Annotated in this window: 27 protein-coding genes and 1 pseudogene; 13 read left to right on the forward strand and 15 right to left on the reverse strand. The window is 57.9% G+C overall.

Translation table 11 applies throughout. From position 1 onward, the window contains the following. The 5 genes from Q7U49_RS02505 to Q7U49_RS02525 form a co-directional block, all read right to left on the reverse strand. A partial coding sequence (locus tag Q7U49_RS02505; protein ID WP_304762179.1) for a DUF4372 domain-containing protein occupies nucleotides 1-265 on the reverse strand: 265 nt, incomplete at its 3' end. Between the two features lie 136 nt (nucleotides 266-401). After that, entirely contained in the window at nucleotides 402-1,376 is a 975-nt protein-coding gene (locus tag Q7U49_RS02510; RefSeq protein ID WP_304762180.1) for a YeeE/YedE thiosulfate transporter family protein, read from the reverse strand. Further along, nucleotides 1,373-2,068, reverse strand: coding sequence for a haloacid dehalogenase type II (locus Q7U49_RS02515; RefSeq protein ID WP_304762181.1), 696 nt, complete (start codon nucleotides 2,066-2,068; stop codon nucleotides 1,373-1,375). Before Q7U49_RS02515 ends, Q7U49_RS02510 begins: the two co-directional genes overlap by 4 nt. Before the next feature lie 19 nt (nucleotides 2,069-2,087). After that, a complete protein-coding gene (locus Q7U49_RS02520) occupies nucleotides 2,088-2,396 on the reverse strand; it encodes a hypothetical protein (protein ID WP_304762182.1) in 309 nt (102 codons plus the stop codon). 12 nt (nucleotides 2,397-2,408) lie between these two features. Then, entirely contained in the window at nucleotides 2,409-2,978 is a 570-nt protein-coding gene (locus Q7U49_RS02525) for a carboxymuconolactone decarboxylase family protein (protein WP_304762183.1), read from the reverse strand. Nucleotides 2,979-3,256: 278 nt separating this feature from the next. Between Q7U49_RS02525 and Q7U49_RS02530 the strand changes: the two genes are divergently transcribed. The 3 genes from Q7U49_RS02530 to Q7U49_RS02540 all read left to right on the forward strand — a co-directional run bounded on the left by Q7U49_RS02530 (nucleotide 3,257) and on the right by Q7U49_RS02540 (nucleotide 4,643). Further along, nucleotides 3,257-3,556 (forward strand): DUF4148 domain-containing protein, encoded by a 300-nt coding sequence (locus tag Q7U49_RS02530; protein WP_304762184.1) that lies wholly within the window; start codon nucleotides 3,257-3,259, stop codon nucleotides 3,554-3,556. A 233-nt stretch (nucleotides 3,557-3,789) separates the two neighbouring features. Next, nucleotides 3,790-4,410, forward strand: a complete 621-nt coding sequence (locus Q7U49_RS02535) for a sigma-70 family RNA polymerase sigma factor (RefSeq protein WP_304762185.1) — start codon at nucleotides 3,790-3,792, stop codon at nucleotides 4,408-4,410. Then, entirely contained in the window at nucleotides 4,407-4,643 is a 237-nt protein-coding gene (locus Q7U49_RS02540) for a zf-HC2 domain-containing protein (RefSeq protein ID WP_304762186.1), read from the forward strand. The genes Q7U49_RS02535 and Q7U49_RS02540 overlap by 4 nt, the downstream gene beginning before the upstream one ends. Nucleotides 4,644-4,672: 29 nt before the next feature. Here Q7U49_RS02540 and merA read toward each other — a convergent pair. Both merA and merC read right to left on the reverse strand, forming a co-directional pair. Then, nucleotides 4,673-6,064, reverse strand: a pseudogene (gene merA / locus Q7U49_RS02545) (mercury(II) reductase); the annotation flags it as partial. 75 nt (nucleotides 6,065-6,139) lie between these two features. Next, the gene (gene merC, locus Q7U49_RS02550) at nucleotides 6,140-6,562 is read right to left on the reverse strand and encodes an organomercurial transporter MerC (protein WP_304762187.1); all 423 of its coding nucleotides are present in this window, start codon (nucleotides 6,560-6,562) and stop codon (nucleotides 6,140-6,142) included. Nucleotides 6,563-6,641: 79 nt separating this feature from the next. Between merC and merR the strand changes: the two genes are divergently transcribed. Continuing rightward, nucleotides 6,642-7,061, forward strand: a complete 420-nt coding sequence (gene merR, locus Q7U49_RS02555; RefSeq protein WP_304762188.1) for an Hg(II)-responsive transcriptional regulator — start codon at nucleotides 6,642-6,644, stop codon at nucleotides 7,059-7,061. Between the two features lie 23 nt (nucleotides 7,062-7,084). Here the strand turns inward: merR and gor are convergent, their stop codons facing one another. The 7 genes from gor to Q7U49_RS02590 all read right to left on the reverse strand — a co-directional run bounded on the left by gor (nucleotide 7,085) and on the right by Q7U49_RS02590 (nucleotide 15,249). Beyond that, the gene (gene gor, locus Q7U49_RS02560) at nucleotides 7,085-8,461 is read right to left on the reverse strand and encodes a glutathione-disulfide reductase (RefSeq protein WP_304762189.1); all 1,377 of its coding nucleotides are present in this window, start codon (nucleotides 8,459-8,461) and stop codon (nucleotides 7,085-7,087) included. Nucleotides 8,462-8,509: 48 nt separating this feature from the next. After that, nucleotides 8,510-10,582: a bifunctional diguanylate cyclase/phosphodiesterase gene (locus tag Q7U49_RS02565; protein WP_304762190.1), complete on the reverse strand. Its 2,073-nt coding sequence runs from the start codon at nucleotides 10,580-10,582 to the stop codon at nucleotides 8,510-8,512. An 11-nt stretch (nucleotides 10,583-10,593) separates the two neighbouring features. Then, nucleotides 10,594-11,532: a DUF3179 domain-containing protein gene (locus Q7U49_RS02570; RefSeq protein ID WP_304762191.1), complete on the reverse strand. Its 939-nt coding sequence runs from the start codon at nucleotides 11,530-11,532 to the stop codon at nucleotides 10,594-10,596. Between the two features lie 16 nt (nucleotides 11,533-11,548). Next, a complete protein-coding gene (locus tag Q7U49_RS02575; protein WP_304762192.1) occupies nucleotides 11,549-12,649 on the reverse strand; it encodes a patatin-like phospholipase family protein in 1,101 nt (366 codons plus the stop codon). A gap of 3 nt (nucleotides 12,650-12,652) precedes the next feature. Next, complete coding sequence (locus Q7U49_RS02580; protein ID WP_304762193.1) at nucleotides 12,653-13,447, reverse strand: acetoacetate decarboxylase; 795 nt, start codon at nucleotides 13,445-13,447, stop codon at nucleotides 12,653-12,655. A 14-nt stretch (nucleotides 13,448-13,461) separates the two neighbouring features. Continuing rightward, entirely contained in the window at nucleotides 13,462-14,244 is a 783-nt protein-coding gene (locus Q7U49_RS02585) for a 3-hydroxybutyrate dehydrogenase (RefSeq protein WP_304762194.1), read from the reverse strand. A 159-nt stretch (nucleotides 14,245-14,403) separates the two neighbouring features. Continuing rightward, nucleotides 14,404-15,249: an AraC family transcriptional regulator gene (locus Q7U49_RS02590; protein ID WP_304762195.1), complete on the reverse strand. Its 846-nt coding sequence runs from the start codon at nucleotides 15,247-15,249 to the stop codon at nucleotides 14,404-14,406. A 102-nt stretch (nucleotides 15,250-15,351) separates the two neighbouring features. On the opposite strand from Q7U49_RS02590, the gene grxC reads away from it, so the two are divergent. The 5 genes from grxC to Q7U49_RS02615 all read left to right on the forward strand — a co-directional run bounded on the left by grxC (nucleotide 15,352) and on the right by Q7U49_RS02615 (nucleotide 18,809). Next, a complete protein-coding gene (gene grxC, locus Q7U49_RS02595; protein WP_304762196.1) occupies nucleotides 15,352-15,609 on the forward strand; it encodes a glutaredoxin 3 in 258 nt (85 codons plus the stop codon). Between the two features lie 90 nt (nucleotides 15,610-15,699). Next, nucleotides 15,700-16,380, forward strand: coding sequence for a c-type cytochrome (locus Q7U49_RS02600; protein WP_304762197.1), 681 nt, complete (start codon nucleotides 15,700-15,702; stop codon nucleotides 16,378-16,380). Nucleotides 16,381-16,399: 19 nt separating this feature from the next. Beyond that, nucleotides 16,400-17,116, forward strand: coding sequence for a hypothetical protein (locus Q7U49_RS02605; protein WP_304762198.1), 717 nt, complete (start codon nucleotides 16,400-16,402; stop codon nucleotides 17,114-17,116). A gap of 39 nt (nucleotides 17,117-17,155) precedes the next feature. Next, nucleotides 17,156-17,632, forward strand: coding sequence for a DUF302 domain-containing protein (locus Q7U49_RS02610; RefSeq protein WP_304762199.1), 477 nt, complete (start codon nucleotides 17,156-17,158; stop codon nucleotides 17,630-17,632). A 61-nt stretch (nucleotides 17,633-17,693) separates the two neighbouring features. Continuing rightward, nucleotides 17,694-18,809: a YeeE/YedE family protein gene (locus tag Q7U49_RS02615; RefSeq protein ID WP_304762200.1), complete on the forward strand. Its 1,116-nt coding sequence runs from the start codon at nucleotides 17,694-17,696 to the stop codon at nucleotides 18,807-18,809. Between the two features lie 37 nt (nucleotides 18,810-18,846). Here the strand turns inward: Q7U49_RS02615 and Q7U49_RS02620 are convergent, their stop codons facing one another. Further along, nucleotides 18,847-19,482: a DsbA family protein gene (locus tag Q7U49_RS02620; RefSeq protein WP_304762201.1), complete on the reverse strand. Its 636-nt coding sequence runs from the start codon at nucleotides 19,480-19,482 to the stop codon at nucleotides 18,847-18,849. Nucleotides 19,483-19,719: 237 nt separating this feature from the next. On the opposite strand from Q7U49_RS02620, the gene Q7U49_RS02625 reads away from it, so the two are divergent. Genes Q7U49_RS02625 through Q7U49_RS02640 form a run of 4 tightly spaced genes read left to right on the forward strand, consistent with a single transcriptional unit; the run spans nucleotide 19,720 to nucleotide 22,249 of the window. After that, nucleotides 19,720-20,034, forward strand: a complete 315-nt coding sequence (locus Q7U49_RS02625; protein ID WP_304762202.1) for a DUF2282 domain-containing protein — start codon at nucleotides 19,720-19,722, stop codon at nucleotides 20,032-20,034. Nucleotides 20,035-20,062: 28 nt separating this feature from the next. Next, on the forward strand, nucleotides 20,063-20,956 hold the full coding sequence (locus Q7U49_RS02630) for a DUF692 domain-containing protein (RefSeq protein ID WP_304762203.1): 894 nt from the start codon (nucleotides 20,063-20,065) through the stop codon (nucleotides 20,954-20,956). Further along, nucleotides 20,953-21,738, forward strand: coding sequence for a DUF2063 domain-containing protein (locus Q7U49_RS02635; protein WP_304762204.1), 786 nt, complete (start codon nucleotides 20,953-20,955; stop codon nucleotides 21,736-21,738). The genes Q7U49_RS02630 and Q7U49_RS02635 overlap by 4 nt, the downstream gene beginning before the upstream one ends. Before the next feature lie 16 nt (nucleotides 21,739-21,754). Next, nucleotides 21,755-22,249: a DoxX family protein gene (locus Q7U49_RS02640; RefSeq protein ID WP_304762265.1), complete on the forward strand. Its 495-nt coding sequence runs from the start codon at nucleotides 21,755-21,757 to the stop codon at nucleotides 22,247-22,249. Nucleotides 22,250-22,268: the final 19 nt, after the last annotated feature.

The raw sequence follows: 22,268 nt of genomic DNA on the forward strand, positions 1-22,268 counted from the left end.
TCGAATTGGCCAGCGTGTTGCGCGAAATCGTCTGGCAGCGAAAGCCCATGTGGTACAGCCGCCGCGCCTGAGCGCGCAGGTTGACCTCGATGACGCGCAGAGACTCGCGGTAGGTCAACTGGGCGAAGGCCATGGCGAAGAACTGGTCCAGACACGAGAAGTCCTTGACCTTGTGTTCGCCACGATGATTGGCCACACAGCGACGAAATGTGCTCAGTGGCAGGTAGAGCATGAGTTGCGCGAATACGAGCTTGCCTTGGTGCATGGTGGTTTTGGGGGGAAACCCGCAAAAAACCACAAGTCTGCCTCTCGACGACGTTCAAATCGAGACCAGACTGAAACACCAAATTTGACAAGTAATTCATTAACTTACGACGTTCCGATGTAACAACGTTGGGACACTACTGACAACGCATGATCATCAAAACGGTTCCTATGCCCGCAAGCAAGGCAGCATAGCTGGCCAGCGCTTGCAGCGACAAGGTTGGAATCAGCACCAGAATCAAGGTGTCATTGCCACCAGGTACCAAGGCGCCGCCAGAGCCCATCAGAAGTCCCCCCATAACGCGCCGCTGCCAGTGGTTGCTATTTGGCCAACGCCAACTAAACGAACCTCGGTGAAACGAAGACGCCAACATGCCGACGAACAAGGTCAACACCAGCATGCCCCGCAGCCAGCCGGACGAAATACCGTCAAAAAACCAGCTATTGGTTTGTTCACGCAAGTAGTTGGTGTAGGTCCAGGTGCCTTCCAGCAAAAATAGCAAGCCGCTCGCCACACCAAGTAGCAAGGCACCAAAAGACAGGCGGTAGCTTGGTGCCACCAACCGCTGCAGGCCAGACAAGCTCTGGTCGCGGCGCTGCCACTGCATCACCAACTCTCGCACGGCCCATAGCATAAGCACTGAAACCAAGGTGACATGTTGCCAAAACGTCAGCTGTTGCCACCACAAAGCTTGAGGCTGCACCACATGGGGAAGCCACAGGTTTTCTAGCGTCATGGTGCCAGCGACGCCTGACACGAATGCGAGCAGTGTTAGCATCATGGTACTGTCGCCGTCCGCAAGTTGCTGCACGGTTGAGAGCGAGCAGCCACCATTGATGGCCGCCCCCATACCAAACAGGAAACCACCGGAAATACCCAGCCACCAGACACCGTGGGTCACTGGCACGCCGTTGATGGGCAGCCCCAGCAAGACAAACACACCCGCCAGTAAACATGACCAGGCTGCCGCCTTGATAAAACTGATGAGGACGCTGGCCTTACGGTCATTCAGCCATTGCATGACAGCCCGAACGGTACACAGACTGGCACGGTGAGCCGCAAAGCCGATCAAAAAAACCAGCAAAATACTTAAGCCATCCGTCAGATTCATACACCCAGAAGCTTGGCCAATTCGTCAAACCTATCAACAACGATATCGCAATCCGGGTGGGGCGTTGGGTCGGGTGGCCCCTCTGGGCCCCATTCATCCGGTCTGCGGATAAAGGCTGTCCTGAAACCGCAGGCACGGGCGGCATTCAGATCGAAGTTGTGACAGGCAACCATCAAAATCTCAGATGGCTCCATGCCTAGCCATTGCGCCGCTTTCAAATAGGCCTGTGGGTTGGGTTTATAAACACCGATCATTTCGCACGAGATCACGGCATCCCAATCTAGATCGTTTCTTCGAGAAACTTCCAATACCAGGGATAACGGAAGCATGGTGAACGAAATGGCCGGTAGCTTTTGCCGGATTCGCGCCAGGGCAGCCGGGAATTCTGTCCAGCAGACGAGTTCGTGCCAGGCTCGAAAAATCTGCCAACGCTCTTGTGCGTCAAATTGAAGCAGACCGTGTTTCGTCAACACTTCATCGAGCGCCGTGCAATGTAAATCGTCCATGTTGAACGCAGGTTGAACCTCGCCGACGATACCCTTCATCGCGAGACGGCGGTAGTCGTTGGTCACTATGTGCCATTCGCGTGATATTCCGTGGTGTTGTCCCATCTTCTGAAATGCGCTGCACACGCCACTGTGCCAGTCCAGGATAGTGCCGCCGGTGTCGAAAGTGAGTGCCTTGACTTGCATGTTGTGTCCCGTGTAAAGTTCAGCCACCGCCGCGCTGGGTACCCAGATCAAAGCGCTTTTGTACGGTGTAGCGACGCTCATCGGAGAGCCCGCTGTACTCAAAATAAACGCCCAAACGCGGTATCGTCAATAAGGCAATACGTGCATCGGGCAAAGGTGACCATCGGATTTTTAAGATGCCGTCAGGCAGTATGGCGGTGCAATCTGCATGGCCTGCATCCACAGTCAAGGCTGCTTCGGGTAATGCCCCTGGCAACCACGACAGCAAATCGGCCGACGTGCAACCCATGACATGTTCAAACTTCTCAGGTACAAAACTGGGTGTCATCAGCGGCAGCGTTCAATCAACTTTGTAGGCAGCAAATTTTTCATCGACCGTGGTGCCGAACGCCTGGTTGCTGTAATTGCTCAGCGCTTTGACCGCCGAGGCGAGCACTATGTAAAGCAGGTCGCGCTCCTGATAGCCGGCGTCCAGGAACGCCTGCACGACCGCGCGGTCCGGCTGGCCGTGCTTCGCGACCATTTCGACCGCCATGGCCGCCAGCGCAGCGAGCTTGGCGTCAGGAATCGGCTGGCGTGCTCGAATCGCCTGCAAGACATCTTTAGGCACGCCCGACATCTTGTCGGCAATCATGCTGTGGGCTGCCGTGCAGTAGTTGCAGCCGTTGTATTGGCTCACGGCCAGAAACAGCACTTCTTGCTCAGTAGCGCTGAAGCCCGATTCGCTGCGAAACAGGGCATAGCCGTGCAGGTAGGTGCTGAGCATCGCCGGTGCGTTCGCCATGTTGGCGTACATGTTGGGGATGAAGCCGACCTGCTTGAGTGCCAGATCGAGAACTTCCTTTTGCGGCCCCTGGGCGCTGGCGTGGTCGATTGGTTGCAGGTTTTTGATGATGGGGGTGCTTGGCATGGGGTTTCTCCGGATGGGTTGACAAGGTTTTGCATGTGGCGCGCATCATCGCGCCGCAGACTTCAATGTTAGGCCTCGCCGTGTGCTGACGGGTGTGCGTGCGTCTCAGTTTTGCTACCCGTCGTTTCACTTTTTGCAATACCCGCATCGCCACGCAAGCGTGGGTGATATCTTTCTCGTGCTCCCAAAAAAAGTTTTGTCACGTTTGACGGCGGCCATGCGACCAAGGTTATGACGGCACTGCAGTCCGCAGCGTCGCAAACCCGAAAGGAAACATCATGAAAACCGCGCTCTTCGCCGCCGTTCTGCTCGCCACCTCGTTTGCTGCATCGGCTGACCACCATGACTCCATTAGCGAGGTAACTTCCGGCCCCGGAAAAACGCGCGCCGAGGTCATCGCCGAGCTGGAGGTGGCAAAGGCAGCAGGGCTGGTTCAACTCAGTGACTATGGAATGAGGCAAGCAGAAAGTTTTCGCCTGCAAAACCAATCGTCGACTCTGACGCGTGCGCAGGTTAAGCAGGAAGTCATCGCGTTGCGCCAGCAGGGACTGCTCGAAATTCAGGGCGATCACCGTTGAAGGCTGGGGCGATTGCTGCCATGGCATGTTCACCAACGCAACTCTGTCAGATCATGATGGTGTTCAAACCTCCAGCACCCACTTCATCGCATGGAGACCAGGTCTGACACGTTCAGGCCTGGTCAACCTTCGTGCTGCTTCATAAAGTGTAAGAACCAAGTGAGCTCTGCGACTAATTCGCATGTTTAGAAATCTGCCATACCCGTCCATGTCGAATTTTTCAAAGTGCGTCCATGAATAGCCAGACTGAATCCATTGCGTTGCCAACGTCAGCCACTCACCCCGATGCATCCGGGGACTTGTGGGTCCGGCTTCGGCAACGCCTGCTGCGCCATGCCCGAATGATGGTGTTCGAGCCCGCGCTGGCCGAAGACCTGGTGCAGGAATCGCTGGTGGCGGTGCTGGAAAAGCCCGAAGCCCATCGCGGCGAGGCATCCCTCATGACATGGGCCGTTGCCATCCTCAAGCACAAAATTGCCGACTGGTACCGCTCACCCCATCAGCGGCGCCGCGCCTGGGTTGACGCAGATGAAAATGATGTGGACTCCGATCCAACCGAGGGGCTTTACGACGAGCAGGGCAGTTACAAGGAAGCCGTGCCGTCCTGGCAGCAGCCCGAAAAACAGGAGACCCAGCGCCAGATGATGTCCGTGATGGAGGCCTGCCTGAAACGTTTGCCGGCGCAGACCGGCAGGGTGTTTATGATGCGCGAATGGTTGGGATTCGAGACATCGGAAATTTGTGAGCGCCTGAACCTGAGCGCTGAAAACTGCCGCATGATTTTGCACCGAGCCCGCATGGGCTTGCGCCAGTGCATGACAACCCAAGGACACACTACCGGGATCAACCCATGACATTTCTACATTCTTGCCAAAGAGCAGCCGAACTGATTTCCCAGTCACTGGACGAGCCCCTGGACATGGTCGACAAGCTGCGTTTGCGCATGCACCTGAGCATGTGCGGCAATTGCCGAAACGTGCAGGATCAGCTCAACCTGATCCACAAAATGGGCGGGCAAATTGGCACGATCGATGTGTGTGATGACTCCGCGGACGTACCACTTCCTCATGGAAATTCGGCCGGATGAATGCCCGTGCCTGGTGTCACAACGTTGACTCAACCCGCGCAACAACTCAACTGTGTCACGTCCTTGAAAAACGTCTGCGCGCACAGCTTCAAGCCCTCCACCATCGTCAGGTAAGGAAACAACTGGTCGGCCAGCTCTTGCACCGTCATGCCTGCCCTGATCGCCAGGGCCGCGCTCTGGATGAGTTCCCCGGCCTCAGGGGCCACCACTTGCGCGCCCAGCAGGCGCCCGGTGCCCACCTCCGACACCAGCTTGACGAAGCCCAGCGTCTCAAAATTGACCAGGGCGCGCGGCACCTTGTCCAGCGACAGGGTTCGGCTCTCGGAGTGCAGTCCGGCGCGTTGCGCCTGTGTCTCGTCCAGACCAACGGTGGCAACCTGCGGCTCGGTGAATACCACAGTGGGCATGGCCGTCAGATCCAGCCGCACCTCGCCCCCCGTCATGTTGATGGCAGCGCGCGTGCCAGCAGCGGCGGCCACATAGACAAACTGTGGCTGGTCGGTGCAGTCACCGGCCGCAAAAATGTGCGGCACGTTGGTGCGCAGGGTCACGTCAATCTGGATTGCACCTTGCGCGGTGGTGGATAGGCCTGCAGCAGACAGATTTAGAGCGGCCGTGTTGTGCGCCCGGCCAGTGGCGACCAGCAGCTTGTCGGCACGTATTTCGCCGTTCGCCATACTGAGTACGAATTCATCGTTGACGTAGGCAATTTTGCTGGCCTGGGTGTGCTCCAGCACCGTCATGCCATCAAGCCGAAAAGCGGCGGTTAGCGACTGGCCAATGGCAGGATCGTCGCGGTAAAACAGTGTGTGGCGGGCCAGCACGGTGACCTGGCTGCCCAGGCGAGCAAAGGCTTGCGCCAGCTCCAATGCCACCACCGAAGAGCCGATCACCGCCAACCGGGGCGGAATCGCCTCGCACACCAAAGCCTCGGTGGAAGTCCAGAACGGCGTGGCCGTCAAGCCATCGATGGGCGGCACGGCCGGGCTGGCACCGGTGGCAATCAGGCAGCGGTCAAACGTTACGACGCGCTCGCCACCCTCGTTCAAATGAACGACAAGGTGCTGGTCGTCCTTGAAACGCGCTTCACCGTGCAGCACCGCGATGGCCGCGTTGCCGGCCAGGATGCCCTCGTATTTGGCCTGGCGCAGCGTATCCACGCGCGCTTGCTGCTGTGCCAGTAAGGCCGGCCGATTGATGTGAGGCTCGGATGGACTGATGCCGCCGTCAAACGCGCTGACCTGGCGCAGATGCGCAATGTGCGCCGCACGGATGAATATTTTGGACGGCACACAACCCACGTTGACGCAGGTGCCGCCGATCACTCCGCGCTCGATCAACGTCACGCGGGCGCCGTGTTCCACCGCCTTGAGTGCCGCCGCCATGGCCGCGCCACCACTGCCGATGATGACAATGTGTAGTCTGGCATCCACTGGCGCTAAGGTGCAGCTGGTACAAGTGTCAGTAGCCATGCGGAGTTCTTTCTATGGAAGGTTTCAGGCTGGAGTCGTCGGCAGTTCACAGCCGTCTCGGGCGCAGCGGCGGTTGCTGGGCCACAGCAAGTCCCAGATGGAGACCGCAAGCATCAGTCCCAGGCCCGCATACAGCAGGCTGATTGGCCAGCCTTCGCCTCCCAGCCATCCCAGGGCACCCAACACCAGCGTCGGGCCGATCATGCCCAGCACGCTGCGGTGCCATTGCCGGTGGCCCAACCAGCCCAGCGCATTGGCTAAAAGAGCGAGCGCGGCAAACAAGGGCATCAGGCGGCTGATGAACAAGCTCTCGTATCCCTGCAAAAAGCCCAGACCAAGGGCAGCGCCGATACTGGCGATGGCGGGAAAACAGGCGGCGCAGCCAAAGGCCGAGACGACGCTGCCAAAGGTGCCGGCTTTGTCGGCGATACGGGTTATCAGGGTCATAAAGTGTCTCCGGTTGATCAGTGTGAGGTTGCGGACAGCGTAAGATAAGTCTGTAGTCAAGTACGGAGTCAAGCACTTTATGGAAAATAAACTGGGCCGTCTTAAAAACAGTCTCACCATTGGTGCATTTGCCCAAGCCGCCGAGGTCAATGTGGAGACCATACGCTTTTACCAGCGCAAGGGCCTGCTATCGGAACCCGACAAGCCCTTGGGGAGCATTCGCCGCTATGGCGACAGGGACGTGGCGCGGGTCAGGTTCGTCAAGTCGGCACAGCAACTGGGTTTCAGCCTGGACGAAATTCTTGAGCTACTGCGGTTGCAAGACGGCACACACTGCGATGAGGCGCGTGGGCTGGCCGAGCTCAAATTGAGCAATGTGCAACAAAAGTTGGCCGAGCTGACCCGCATGGAAGCCGTGCTGGCTGCGCTGGTGAGGCAATGCTGCGCCACCACCGGCGAGGTGGCTTGTCCGCTGATTGCCGCTTTGAAAGGGCCGTGAAGTTGTCGGCTGTGCAGCACCGGTCAATGGTTCTTTGTCCGGGTGGTTTTTTCACGCAGAGTCACAAACTCCTCCGCCGCGGAGGGGTGCAGCGCTACGGTGGCATCAAAGTCGGCCTTGGTCGCGCCCATGCGGATTGCAATGGCCAGGCCCTGGATGATCTCGGGTGCATCGGCCCCCACCATGTGCGCCCCCAGCACGCGCTGGCTGGCACTGTCCACAACCAGCTTGATCAGCGTGTGTTCGTCGCGTCCCGACAGGGTGTGGCGCATGTTGCGGAACTTGCTGCTGTAGATGTCGACCTCGCCATACTGCGCCAGCGCCTGGGTTTCGGTCAGCCCCACGGTGCCAATGGGCGGCTGGCTGAACACGGCCGAGGGCACGGTGGTCAGGTCGGCGCTGACCGGGCTTGGCCCAAAAAGCGTGTTGGCCAGCGCCGCGCCTTCGCGAATGGCCACCGGCGTCAGCGCGATGCGGTTGGTGACATCGCCGACCGCGTGAATGCTGGGGATGCTGCTATGGCCAAAAACATCCACCATCACACCGCCTGCCTTGTCCAGCACCACGCCCGCCTCGGCCAGACCCAGGCCCATGGTGTTGGGTACACGGCCGGTGGCGTATAAAACGGCATCCACCATGTGGCTTGAAGCGTGTGCGCCTGATACATCCACAGACAGGCTGCCATTAGCGAGTTTGTCAATACGCGCCACGTCCTGGTGCAGCAGCACGGCAATGCCTTTTTTCACCATCTCATCAAACAGGTGCGCCCGCACGTCGTCGTCAAAGCCGCGCAACACCTGCTCACCCCGGTAACACAGGGTGACCTGCGCGCCCAGACCATTGAGGATGCCAGCAAATTCGACGGCGATATAGCCGCCCCCGACAATCAGCACGCGCTGGGGCAACTGCGGCAAATCAAACACCTCGTTGGAGGTGATGGCATGTTCAATGCCAGGAATCTGCGGCACAAAGGGTGTGCCACCGGTGGCGATCAGGATGTGCTCGGCCGTGAGCTGCTGCCCGTTGACCGCCACCGTGTGTGCATCCAGCAGGTGTGCTGCGCCATGCATGACCGCCACCTTGGCGCCGATCAGGTTGTTTTCGTAGAGGCCGCTCAGGCGGGTGATTTCCTTGTTCTTGGCCTCGATCAGTTTGGGCCAGTAGAACTCGGCAGCGGGCACGGTCCAGCCAAAGCCCTGGGCATCGGCAAAGTCTTCGGCAAAGTGGGCCGCGTAGACCAGCAGTTTTTTCGGCACACAGCCGCGAATGACGCAGGTGCCGCCATAACGAAAGTTCTCGGCAATGGCCACGCGTGCGCCCAGGCTTGCGGCAATACGCGCTGCGCGCACACCGCCCGAGCCGCCGCCGATGACGAAGAGTTGGTAGTCGTATGAAGTCATAATTTTTCAATCAGTTGAGGACAGAGCTAAAGATCTTTCCCGCAAGTATCAGGAATGGTTAAATTTTTGTACCCAGGGAATGAAGTCAGTTAGGGGCATGGGCTTGGCAACGCCGTAACCCTGCACAAAATCGCACTGATTGGACTTGAGCCAGGCCAGTTCTTCGGCGGTCTCGGCGCCCTCGGCAACCACCGATAGCCCCAACTCCCGGCATAAAAGAATGGTGGAACGAACGATAGCGGCGTTTCTGGGGGTGACATCAACGGCGGTGACAAAGGTACGGTCGATCTTGAGTTCATCCACCGGCAAAGTCTTGACGTAGGCCAGCGAGGACTGACCTGTGCCGTAGTCGTCAATGGACAGTTTGAGTCCGAAGGCTGAAAGTTCATTCAAATGCCTGAGCGCCAATTCCGGCTCATCCATCAAGGCGCTTTCAGTAATTTCAAGACAAAGTTGCTCCGCAGACATGCCCGACTGCATCAGTAAGCGCTGGATATCTTCCACCAAGCCATGATTCAACAAATCACGGGTGGACAGGTTGACCGATACCACCGGTGAAATTCCTGAGTGCCGCCAATCGGCTGCATCTTCAATCACCTGGCGGAGCACCCAGGGCGTGATCTCGCGAATAAAACCTGTCTGCTCGGCAAATGGAATGAATTGCATCGGCGGGATCAGGCCCTTGACCGGATGCCGCCAGCGGATCAGTGCTTCAACCGCGGTAACTTTGTTCTGCTTCAGGTTCAGCTTGGGCTGGTAGTAAATGATAAATTCACCCTGCACCAAGGCATCGCGCATCTCGCCGAGCAGGGAGAGTTGTTGATGATCGGGTTCGTTGTCCAGTTCGGAGACAAAAACCATGCTATCTTGGCGATGCTTGGCAACAGTCATGGCCACATTGACATGCCGCAGCAGCGTGGTGATCTCGGTGCCATCCTGTGGGTACAGCGTGACACCCACACTGGCGTCAATGTCCAGGCGCTGACCAGTGATTGTCATGGGCGCCCGCACGGCTGCCAGAATTTGTTGCACCTTGTCTGCCGCCGTCAGCTGGTCAACGCCAGCCAACATGATGGCAAACTTGTCACCCCAAAGACGGGCCACCAGGCTGGATTCTCCTGCTGAGCGCGTGATGCGCAAGGCTACTTGACACAACAGGTGATCACCCACCTTGTAGCCCAACGCGTTGTTGATCGGCGCGAAGCGGTCCACATTCAGCAACATCAAGGCGCCCGACGCGTTGCTGACACGCGCGTCGAACAATTCCATAAAACGGGTGCGATTGGGCAGATCAGTCAATGGGTCGATATAGGCCAGGCGCAGAATTTTTTCTTCTCGGTTGGAGATGCTGTCACGCATCACGCGCAGCGCGCGCAGCAGAGCGCCGACTTCATCGCGACGTCCGTTCGGCACATCCTGGCGATAGTCACCGCTGGCAATTACCTTGGCAATGGACACGGCTTTTTGTAAAGGCAAGACAATGCCGCGCGCAACAGCCCAGGCCAGGCCGGTGCCGGCGACCAGCGCGCAAAGCGCCAACAAAACCACCAGATGTGTGGCCTGGGTCGCTGATTCCCTGAGCTGTTCCAGTCTGGATTGCATCATTTGCTGCAAGTGGGTTTCCAGCGCCCGAGATTCAAAAAGCAAGGTGTTGAGGACCTTGTGGGTTCGGTCCTCGAAGTGGGTGCGCGCTTTGGTCGGTCCTTCGATCTCCAGCAATTCAACTGTTTCCTGCAGCAACGTGGCATAGCGCTGCTGCAAGTCGGTGACCTGCCCGATGTAACTCTGAAGGTCGGCGGCAAGCCCGGTTTGAGCCAGGTCATGGACCGCTTTGGCGGATGCCGCCATCTCTTCATCCATGGCGGCATACAGCGGCACGCGTTGGTCGCGCTCGGGGGTCTGCAACAGTTTGAGCAAATCGATTGCCGCGGCTTGCGCGTGCAGATTCATGCTTTGGGCCATAAACACACGGCGCGCCTGGTAGTTGACAATCTCCTGGGTGGTGGCGGTCAGGACTTCCAGCCGTTGCAAGGACACCGCCGCGACTGCCAACAACAGTCCGAGCAGCACCGAGAACGCCAGAATCAGGCGAGCGCGAATGGATGCAAAGTGGATCGTCATGGTCGGCGGATTTATTTTGCCCGGAATATTTTGGTGTCCGGATGAAACGTGTACCACGCAAACCAGTACCCTACCACGCCCGGCAATTGCCGGCCATCCGCCGCGTGAACGGTGGCACGCGCGGCGGCACGGTCAAAGCGGATTGTCAACCGGGTGCCGCCAAGCTGGTCGGTCACGACGCCGCTCGTTTTACCGAGCTCGACAAACGGATAAGCCTTGGCGATGGTGCCAATTTGAATCCCCAGCACCCGTTCCTTGGGGTGAAAACCAGCGGAGCGGAAGGCCAGCGGAAATAATATCTGGTTGCTGCTGTCATAGCCGGCATAGGGGTCGCGTCCGTAGGCGCGTGATGCACCGGTATCGGTTGAAAGAATGACCGTGGCCGGGTGGCTTTGGCGCCAATCCGCCCAACTGGTGTGGGTCAATGGCAGCATGCGCAATTGCCGACCCTTCATGGGTCCACTGATCGCCTGCCCCAGCAGTTGCGACCACAGCGATTGGGTTTGTCGGTCATACATCAGCACGTCGCTGTTATAGAGCAGACCGGAGACCCCAAAACTCAAGGCATGCCCATCGACCTGACCATCAAATGCAACACCAGTACCGCAAAGTGGACAAAACGTGAGGGTCACCACCTCATCGCCAAAACGGTCGTTCACCACCTCATGCCAGTTCAGAATACGAATCGGGTAGGCCCGTGCAACGCTGTTGCGCACCAGACCAAGCACCTGGTCGTCCGCACGCATGAAGGTGGCCAGTGCTGCCGGCAAAAACCTGGGTTTGTCGATGGACGGAATACCATCCCTGGGCGGGCCGCCCGCGTGAATTTGATCTGCCGGAATCGACGCCCCCCGCAGATCAAAACCGTTCATTTCCTGCGCTTGCAGCGTCGCCGCTGCCAGGGCAACCAGGCCTGTTGTCAGGAGGTTAAGGATGGTGCGCTGAGCCATCTGTCGTGTGCTCGCGTCAGGGATGGACCACAATGCCCATCACCGGATCAATCGCATCATTCCACGGTGCTTCTGAAATTTTGCGCTTTGCAAACTCGCGCCCGGCATTCCAACGCTCTCGAATACCACTTGGCGTGAAGTCAAGGTCTTTGGTGTGATCCTCGCCGCGCAGTGCCGCCGCCTGCATGGGCAACACGTGCATCACCGTGCCGCAGCCCCACCCCAGCAATTCCCTGGCCTCCGGCGTGCCCCGTGCCTGCGCTGGCAGCAAGCGCCCCAACTCGCGCACCACATGGCGCAGGTGGTGAATCTGTTGTTGTCGCGCTGTGTGACTTTCGGCGCGGCTGGCAAACTGGATGTCTTTCATGCGGCTGCTGACGTGCGCCAGGGTCACTGGCAGGTCACCGGCCTGTTGCCATAACTGGGCCGCAAATATGACCGCGTCGCGCCGTGGGTTGTCGTCCATAACCACCTCGATTGGGGTGTTGGAGTAGATGCCGCCGTCCCAATAATGCTCCCCCTCAATCTCTACTGCCGGAAAAGCCGGCGGCAACGCACCGGATGCCATCACGTGCTCGAGCCCCATGGCGTCATCACGGCTGTCAAAGTAGCGCATGCGCCCGGACGCGACATGGACCGCGCCCAGGGTCAAGCGGGTTGTTCCCTGCGCGATCAGTCCGAAATTGACGAGTCGATCTAATGTGTCACGCAGCGGGGCAGTGTTGTAATAACTGGCATTGGCAATGCCAAGTGGCACCTGTGCGCCAAAGTGCGCAGGCAGGTTGGGCGCAAAGAAGCCGGGGATCCCCGACGACACAGCGCCCAAGTTGTGCACCAGCTTGCCCAGGCCAAAGGCGTCCCAAATCTCCGAGGAGGTATGGGCGCTGGCCACTTGCTGCCAGAACTCGCGCAAGCGGTCCAGCCGATTGGCGGGCTTGTTGCCCGCGATGATGGCTCCATTGATGGCCCCAATCGAGGTGCCCACCACCCAGTCAGGCTCAATGCCAGCCTCATGCATGGCCTCATACACACCGGCCTGAAAGGCCCCCAGTGCGCCGCCGCCTTGCATGACCAGTACGACTTGGCCAGGGAGTTTGTTTGATGTGGTTTTTGTCATGGTTCATGCTCCTGTGGGTAGGGCCGCTACGGGGGCCAGATAGTCGTGCAATACGCGGCCGTACGGCAGCGTCAAATTGGCGATGAAATGCAGGCCACCCATGGCCTTGCGTACCGGCAAATCAGCCACCGGCGCATTGGCATGGGGCACCAGATGCAGCCGCGCCGGGCCTGACCAGGCACCTTGCACGGCAATGTCCGTCAGGTTATAGGCCACCAGCTGGGCAATGGCAAGTTCACCGTCCACGCCAGGAATGAGTTTGAGGTTGACTTGGGTTTTACTCATTTTTTCAATGATGGATGCCGAGGAGCACTGCTTCTTGCCCGCCACGTCGTAGAGCAAATGCTGGTGCTTGTAACCCATGGTGCCCACGGCCACTTGAACACCAGCGTAATCCAGCGTGCCTGTCAGCGTGTCCTGCACCACGGCCAACTTGGGCTGACCGTGCTTTTTCGGGAAGCCCCAAATCTCACGCCCACCGGCAATCGGCGGCTCATCGTCGAGGTACATTTGAGCCGTGAAGTTCACATGTTCACCCCGGTACAGCGCCGGGATCACGACCCCTGACTCGGTGTAACTGCCAAACCCGGCAGAGTCGGGCATGCGGATGAACTCGTAGAGCACGGTATTGCTACCGTCGGGCTCCAGCGGTTCTGGCAAGGCATCACGAATGGCCTGTGGGTCTGACTCGTAAGTGATGATCAGGTATTCGCGGTCAATGAAGCGGTAGGGGCCACGGGGATACGATGGCGATGCTGCCGGCATCGACGGCAATTGAAGAATGTCCTGGCTATTCATGTGGAAGGGTGCCTTCAGTGGGCCGTCCAGCCGCCATCAATCGGAATCACCGCCCCGGTGATAGAGGCGGCCGCCTCGCTGGCCAGAAAGCCTGCAAGGGCTGCCACCTGCTCGACGGTGACAAATTTCTTGGTTGGCTGGGCGGCGAGCAGTACGTTCTGAATAACCTCGGCCTCGGTGATACCGCGCGCTTTGGCCGTTTCTGGAATCTGTTTTTCTACCAGGGGGGTCCAGACATAACCGGGGCAAACGGCATTGACGGTGATGCCTTGTTCGGCCACTTCCAACGCCACCGTTTTAGTCAACCCAGCAATGCCGTGTTTGGCCGCCACATAGGCCGACTTGAAGGGCGAGGCCACCAATGCATGGGCGGATGCCACCTGGATGATGCGGCCCCACTGTTTCTTTTTCATATGCGGCAAGGCCAGCCGTGTGGTGTGAAAAGCCGAAGTCAGATTGATGGCAAGAATGGCATCCCACTTGGCCGTTGGAAATTCGTCCACCGGGGCCACAAACTGGATACCCGCGTTGTTGACCAGAATGTCCACGCCACCAAACTCGGTATTCACGGATGCGAACATGGCCTCAATCGCCTCGGGTTGGCTCATGTCGGCCCCATGGAAACGCACTTTGACCGGGTAAGTGGCCTCCAGGCGAGCTCGGGTGGCCTCGATCTCGGTGGCATCACCCATGCCGTTAAGCACGATGTTGGCCCCACTTTTGGCAAATTGTTCGGCAATACCCAGGCCAATGCCGCTGGTTGATCCGGTGATGAGTGCTGTTTTTCCTGTGAACATGAGGGGTTCCTTGAAGAGAATTGCGGCCGTGTTCACGGCCTGGCCTGACATCAAACGGGCGTTCGATGCTTCTTCAAGTTAGTCGATGCTCTGCACGCAATGATTACAGGCGCACAGATGTAATTTGAACCCTACGTCTCGTTTTATGAACCGATCGTCTCATGCAGACACGGCAGTTATGGCTTCTTCCTCACCCCTGAGCCATTCAGTGGGTGAGCACCCTAACTTGCGTACGAAGGCCCGCGTCAGCGCGCTGGCGCTGCCGTAGCCTACGTCGTCTGCCACATGTTTGAGTTGCCGCCCCTTTTTGAGCAGCCCCTGCGCCGTCATCACGCGCCAGGATGCCAGATAGTCAGCCGGGGTAACGCCGGTGACCTCACGAAAGCGCACAGCAAAGCGCGCCCGTGACATGCCCGCCAATGCAGCCATGCTGGATAAATCACGCTCCTGCGCAGGGTCGTCATGAATGGCGGTGATGGTTTTGGCCAATCGGGCATCGGCCAAACCTGCCAAGGTGCCGCCTTGCGTCAAACCCTGGTCAATGCAGTAGCGCAGGAGCCGGATCATCAGCACTTCACACAGGCGGTCCAGCACCGCCTGGCGGCCATTGTGGTTGGCAAAGGCTTCCTCAAACATCAACCCCAACAGTGATTCGACACCGGCCAGTTCAGTCAACTTGACCATTACGACGCTCGGCAGAGAATCGGTGATTGGATTGCGACCACCACCGCCAAACTGAACCGTGGCGCAGACCACGTCAGCGCCCGCGCGGTCATCCGCCACCAGACGATGCGTATCGGGGCGGGGTAGAAACAACAAGGTGGGCTCGGTGATGTCAAAGACCTCATGCTTCACGCCGATGACTTGCACCGGACCGCGCCGGATCAAGTGAATGTGTCCGCGCAAACTGTCTTGCGCAAAGTCATGAATGCCGCAGATGTTGCCGGTATAGAACACGCCAGCATGCAGGGAAAAATGTGAGAGCAGTGTGGTGAGTCTGTCCATGGCTTTTTTTGATACGAATGGTTATCTTGATGATACTTTGAAACACCTTTCGTATCGATTCGCCCGGTAAAGTTGAGTTTTCAAACCGAACCGGAGAACACCATGGCAGACATCACGATGTACAGCGCACAGGGTTGCGGCTATTGCCAAAGCGCTGAGCGTTTGCTAACCCGCAAGGGGGTGGCGCATATCAACAAGATTCGTGTTGACACCGAGCCCGGCTTGTGGGAAGCCATGTCGGCAAAAACCGGCAGGCGTACCGTGCCGCAAATCTATATTGGGGATTTGCACGTGGGTGGGTTTGATGATTTGAACGCGCTGGACAAGGCGGGGCGGCTGGATGCGCTGTTGCAAGCTTGAGGTGCTGTGTAAGAAACAGTGATCTGGCAACGTCTAAGCAAGTAGGACCGTTTTTTTGGTCCGACACCCAACCCACTTGAGGAGACATTCATGAAACAAAATCCGTCCGCCATTCGTTCCGCCATTCTGGCCTCTGTGTTTGGCTTGGCCTGTGGTGCACCGGCTGTCTTTGCGCAAACCCCGTGTGCCCCGCGTTCGCCCTGCACTGCGCGCAAGAAAAATCCATGCGCCGCCAAGAACCCCTGCGCGGCAAAAAACCCTTGCGCCGCCAAGAATCCATGTGCCGCCAGCGACAAAGTCAACCCGAAACTGGTGACACGACCCGCTGGCACGAAGTTGGCGCAAGGTAATTCTGTTGAACTGATTGCGCAAGGAAAAAAGCTATTTTCAGACCCAAAACTCAGCAGCAACGGGCTGTCTTGCAATACTTGTCACACCGGTGGCGCATCCTTTGCCCAGACATTTGCGCAACCCTATCCCCACTTCGTTCAAATGGCTGATGACAAAGGTGGTCTGAAAAAGATTGCCCTCGACGAAATGGTGCAGTTTTGCATCGTGGCACCGATGGCGGCAAAGCCCCTGGCCTGGGATTCTCGCGAGCTGGCGGCCTTGACAGCGTACACCGCCGAAATACAAAAAACCTTCAAGTACAAATCCGGTGCGGCAGCTAACAATCCGTGTGCGGCCAAGAACCCCTGTGCTGCTAAGAACCCATGTGCAGCAAAAAACCCGTGTGCCGCCAAAAAGAATCCCTGCACAGCCAAGATGTGATGACTGACAGGCTGTCGTTGTGAACGATCTGCAACCCTTGTCGCATGACGATTTGCTGGCCATGCGCGCTGCCGGTGCGGAAATCACCGAGTGTTACCGCGTGCTGACCAAGGCCGAACGCAACATTGTGGGCGAGGTGCTGCGCGGGGAAGGCGAGTTTGTGGAGCTGAACCACTTCCCCGACGACGATGTGTTTGACCGCGACACCCAGTCACAGTATTACTACCATGCACACCGTGGACTCGACGGCGAACACGGCCACTTTCACACGTTTTTGCGCCCGCCCGGCATGCCCGACGGTATGCAACCAATTGAGCACAAAAATGCCACTGAGCCATGGCCAGACGGACGTGATGCGCTATCACATTTGATAGGTATCTCGATGGATTCTTATGGTTTTCCGATCGGACTGTTCACCACCAACCGCTGGGTGACCAATGAGGCCTGGTACAGCGCCGCGGATGTGATGCAACTGCTGGAGCGCTTTCAGATTGACCACGCCGCCCCATCGTGGCCGGTGAACCGCTGGATCAGTGCCATGTTTGTGCTGTTTCGTCCCCAAATGCGCCAGTTGTTATCGCAACGCGATGCCACCGTGGCACAGTGGGCCGCGCAGCATCCGGGCACCGATGTGTTTGAGGACCGGGCACTGGACATCACCAGTTGGGTGGCTATCTCGGTGGCAGGACAGATCAGCAGCGTGGATGCTCTTTTGACCGAAGACAAACAGCCCTAATACCCCCGATGTCTTATCAATCACACAGGGAACCTCACCATGAACAAACGAACTTTCACATCGACTCTGGCCCTGGTTGCCATTCTGGCAACCACCAACACGGCAATGGCCGAATCGGCTGCACTGCCAGGGACACTCACTTTTTCCAGCAAGCATGACTTTGGCTCCTTGGTCGCACGCGTTGAAGCGGCTGTAACTCAGCAAAAAATGGGTATGGTCGCCCAGGCCAGCGCCAGCGCAGGGGCGGCAGGGCGCGGCATCAAAATCCCGGGAAATGTCGTTCTCATGGTGTTTCGCAACGACTATGCCGTGCGCATGTTGCGAGCCAGTGTGCCCGCAGGCATTGAGGCTCCGATCCGCCTCTATGTAACCGAAAACCCGGATGGCACCGCCAGCCTGACGTACCGCACACCCAGCACTGTTTTTGCACCGTACAAGTCTGAAAAGCTCAATGATATGGCTGCGGAACTTGACCCGATCTTCGATCGCATCGTGCACGATGCAGTCGGTGGGTAAGCGACAGTTCACTGAGGTTGGGCAGACGCCGACGCGCCAGTCTTTGCCACTGGTGCTGGGTATGGCCACCTTGGCGCTGGCTGCTGGAGAGCTCTGGAAAAACGACTGGCGGCTGGTCGCGCTTTGGTTCATTGGTTTGATGCTGGGCGTGGCCCTGTACCACGCCTCTTTTGGCTTTGCCAGTGCTTACCGGCGCATGATCGTGGCGCGCGACATGCGCGGTGTACTGGCTCAACTGCTGCTGTTGGGCCTGACCACCTTGTTCATTGCGCCAGTGCTGGCGGATGGCTCCATTCTGGGTCAGGAAGTTGGTGGTGCCGGGGCTCCATTGAGTGTTTCGGTGGCAGTGGGTGCCTTCATGTTTGGCATTGGTATGCAGATCGCCGGTGCTTGTGGCTCAGGCACGCTCTACACCGCAGGCGGAGGCAGTTTGCGCATGGTGGTGGTACTTCTCTGCGCCTGTGGTGGCTCGTTTTGGGCCAGCTTGCACATGGGTTGGTGGCAGCAACTACCATCACATGAGGCCGTGGCGTTGTCCGATGTGATGGATTGGAAATCTGCGCTGGTGTTGCAACTTGGCGTGATCGGTGCGCTGGCCTGGCTGTTGGACGCACTGGCCGAGCCGGTGCCGTCACCAGCGCCGTTAAATGTGCGTAAACCGTTGTCACGACTTCTTTCTGGCCCGTGGCCGGTGCTGGCAGCGGCAGTGGTCTTGGCTTTGGGTAACTTGGGCACCTTGGTCACCGCTGGTCACCCTTGGTCGATCACCTGGGGCTTTACGCTCTGGGGTGCCAAGGCCGCGCAGGCGCTGGGTTGGCAAGCATCTTCCAGCGGCTTCTGGCAGGGCGAGTTTCAGAGTGAAGCGCTGGCGGGTGGTTTGCTGGAGGACACCACTTCATTAATGGACATGGCCATCATGCTCGGGGCGCTGTGTGCGGCATCGCTGGCCGGGCGTTTTGCACCCAAGTGGGACTTTCCCTGGCGATCTCTGGCAGCCGCAGCGCTGGGTGGATTGCTGCTGGGTTACGGGGCACGTATTGCCTACGGCTGCAACATTGGTGCCTTCGTCTCGGGCGTGGCATCCGGTAGCTTGCATGGCTGGTTATGGATTGCTGCCGCGCTGCCGGGAACCTGGCTTGGCATTCAACTGCGCAGGCGATTTGGCATGGCAGATTGAGTCGTCTGGTTTACCCTTGATGAGTGGCGAAGGAGGCTTAACCTGCGGCGGTGTTCCTTAAGGTCGTTTCAATTTGCCGAAGAATGGGTGCTGCATCGCAGTAGTCCAGGCTAAGCGGGTGTGGCCCCAGGGGAGTACGCAAAACGAGACTTGGGAAACCGTTGATGGGTGCACTGCGCGCAAAGGTGACCTCATCAAGCAGCAGCGCCTGCACGGCTGCACCTGAAAGTTCAGTCGCAAACAGCGTGCGGTCAAGACCGATCTCAACTGCCAGATCCACCAGGGTGCCAATGTCAGACGGATTGCGAGCTTCAAGGTAATAAGCCTGCTGGATCGCGTGGATCATCCGGTCTTCATGCATGGGCGAGAGCCGCGCAGCAACCAGCACAGCGCGACAAGCGTTGTAGGTTGAACGCCTGGGTGAGCAGTTGTCCCAAAAGGCGAAGTTAAATCGAGTGCCGGGTACGCGCTCTTGAATCGTTTGCCAGATGCCTTTGAGCTTGAGGCGCATGTCAAGTGACATGGGCTCGTCACTATCTGGAGCCAAGCCGCCCACCACGCGCCGCACCGTCAAATCCCTTGGCAACTGGTTGCACAAGTCGGTCCACACCGGCCGAAATGCCCAGCACCAACTGCACATCGGATCGTGAAAGTAAAGCAATTCTGTTGTCATGGAACGATTGTCTTTGGTTTAAAGCTGGGACCGGGAGCTACAAGACATTTAGGCCCCTAGCTCAAATTGATATTGCGAAACTAGCTGCGGACTACATAGCAATTTATTTTTTATTTTTGTGGTGTGTAAGAACCTGGCAGCCACAACGACTATAGAAGCAGCACGGTAATCACAACACGTTCCGTGCGTTGCGTCACCTACTCTTTACTGACCGTTAACCTCCTAAAGGACATTCAAATGAAAGCTACATCGACAACTTCCCGTTACGCCACCGTTGCCGGACTGGCTCTGGCCATGAGCGCTGCCTTGACCATTGCTGCCTCACCCATTGCGGCACAAGCGGCTGACACCGAAAAGTGCTTTGGCGTTGCCCTGAAAGGCAAGAACGACTGCAAAGCGGGTGCAGGCACCACGTGCGCAGGCACTTCCAAGGTCGATTTCCAGGGCAATGCCTGGTCGATGGTGCCCAAGGGAACTTGCGAAAAGACCGTCTCCAAAACGTCTCCTACCGGTTTTGGGCAAACCAAAGAGTTCAAGGAAGTCAAGGCCTGATCCACACGTATCGAACGGAGCACCTGGCATGTTGAACCCAACCAACAAACTGACGAAGCCCCAGGTTGCTCGGGCTCACACCTTGCCCGCTCGGGCGGGTGTGGGGCTCAAGCCGGAACATTTCAAGGAGATTCTGGCCACCCAGCCAGACATCGGTTTCTTCGAAGTTCATGCCGAGAACTACATGGTTCCCGGTGGCCCGTTTCACCATTACCTCACCCGCATCCGTGAACGTTATGCGTTGTCGATTCACGGCGTGGGTTTGTCCATCGGGGCGGACGCGCCGTTGGATCTTGACCATTTAAATGCATTGACAGTCTTGCTCAAACGCTACCAGCCAGAGTCCTTTTCCGAGCATCTGGCCTGGTCGACACACAGTGATGTATTTCTGAACGATTTGCTGCCGCTGCCTTACAACACCGCGACCCTGCAGCGCGTGTGTGATCACATTGACCAGGTGCAGTCGCACTTGGGACGGCGCATGTTGCTGGAAAATCCAGCCACCTACATTGAATTTGCTGCATCCACCTGGAACGAAGCCACTTTTCTATCTGAAGTGGTTCGACGCACAGGTTGCGGACTGTTGCTGGATGTGAACAATGTGTATGTCAGTAGCGTCAACCATCAGCGCGACGCGAAAGCCGTCGTCCAAGCACTGCCGCTGGCGCAAGTGGGCGAAATTCACTTGGCAGGTTTTGCAGAGCAGGTCGACGGCAAAGATGACAGACTACTCATTGACAGCCACGGCTCCCCAGTGGCGCAGGCGGTGTGGGACTTGTATGCCTTCACGCTGGGGCTGACCGGCCCCGTTGCAACTTTGCTGGAACGCGACAACGACATTCCTACCTGGCCGGTTTTGCTGGCTGAGGCGAATCTGGCAGATAGGCAGTTGTGTGCTGTGCTTGAGGAGGTACACGCATGAACACCCAAACCGCGTTTGCCCACGCACTGCTCAACCCCGAACTGCCTTGCCCCAGCGGCTTGACCACCTGGAACGGATCAGACCCTGAAATTCGTTTTGCGGTGTACCGCAACAACGTGATGGTGTCCTTGATTGATGCACTGGCTGATACTTACCCAGTCGTGCAAACGCTGGTGGGTGAAGAATTTTTCCGGGCCATGGCACGGGTGTTTGCCCAGAGCAGCCCACCGCAATCAAAGGTTATGGCTTATTACGGGCGCGGCTTTGCAGAGTTTGTGGAGTCCTTCCCGCCAGCTGCCTCTGTGCCTTATCTGGCCGACGTGGCGCGACTGGAATTGGTTCGGGTGCTGGCTTATCACGCGGCAGATGTCGTACCTATTCACCCTGAGGTTTTACAAGCTGCATTGGCCGATCCAGAACAACTCATGTCTTTGCGATTGGTGTTGCACCCGTCAGTGCATGTCATCCAATCAACTTTCGCCATTTGTTCCATTTGGGCGGCGCACCAAGGTGCGGTGTGCGCGTCATCAGTCGATCCAGATTTGGCCCAGTCGATGTTGGTGTACCGAGCCGCACTGGATGTGGACACCGTGGAACTTACCACCGGGACCCGGACATTTGTCAACACCTTGCTAGCTGGCCAAACCTTAGCCGATGCTGCACAAGCGGCAAGCAGCATGGACCCAGAATTTGATTTAACCAACGCTCTGACGCTGCTGCTTCGCTTACAGCTCATCACCCACTTGAACACTGGAGAGACACACCATGAACACACGCACTGAAAAATTGGGCCGAGCCATGCCTGCGAATGAGGGCTTGATACCCGGCCTGATCCGGCAGTTCATCAGCATCGCAGAGCGCATCCCCAACACCTTGGTGGCGTTTGTGGCGCGCTTCTCCATCGCTGCCGTGTTCTGGAAGTCGGGTGAAACCAAGATTCAGGGCTTTGCCATTGACATCGTCAACCTCGAATTCACCCTGGGTTGGCCACGCCTGTCTGATTCGGTGGTGGATTTGTTCAGGGATGAATACCGTTTGCCCATTGTTCCGCCCGAGATTGCAGCCACCATGGCGGCGACGGCCGAGCACCTTTTCCCGATTCTGATCCTGCTCGGCTTTGCGACCCGTCTGTCGGCATTGGCGCTTCTAGGCATGACGATGACGATTCAGCTGTTTGTCTACCCCGATGCCTATCCCACCCACGGCACCTGGGCCGCCGTGCTGCTGTACCTGATGGTGCATGGGCCGGGCAAACTGTCGCTGGACCACTGGATTGCCCGGCGTTACCAGTAAGCATTTAGCGATTGTTTGG

The sequence above is a fragment of the Rhodoferax sp. genome, from assembly GCF_030653815.1.
Classification (GTDB): domain Bacteria; phylum Pseudomonadota; class Gammaproteobacteria; order Burkholderiales; family Burkholderiaceae_C; genus Rhodoferax.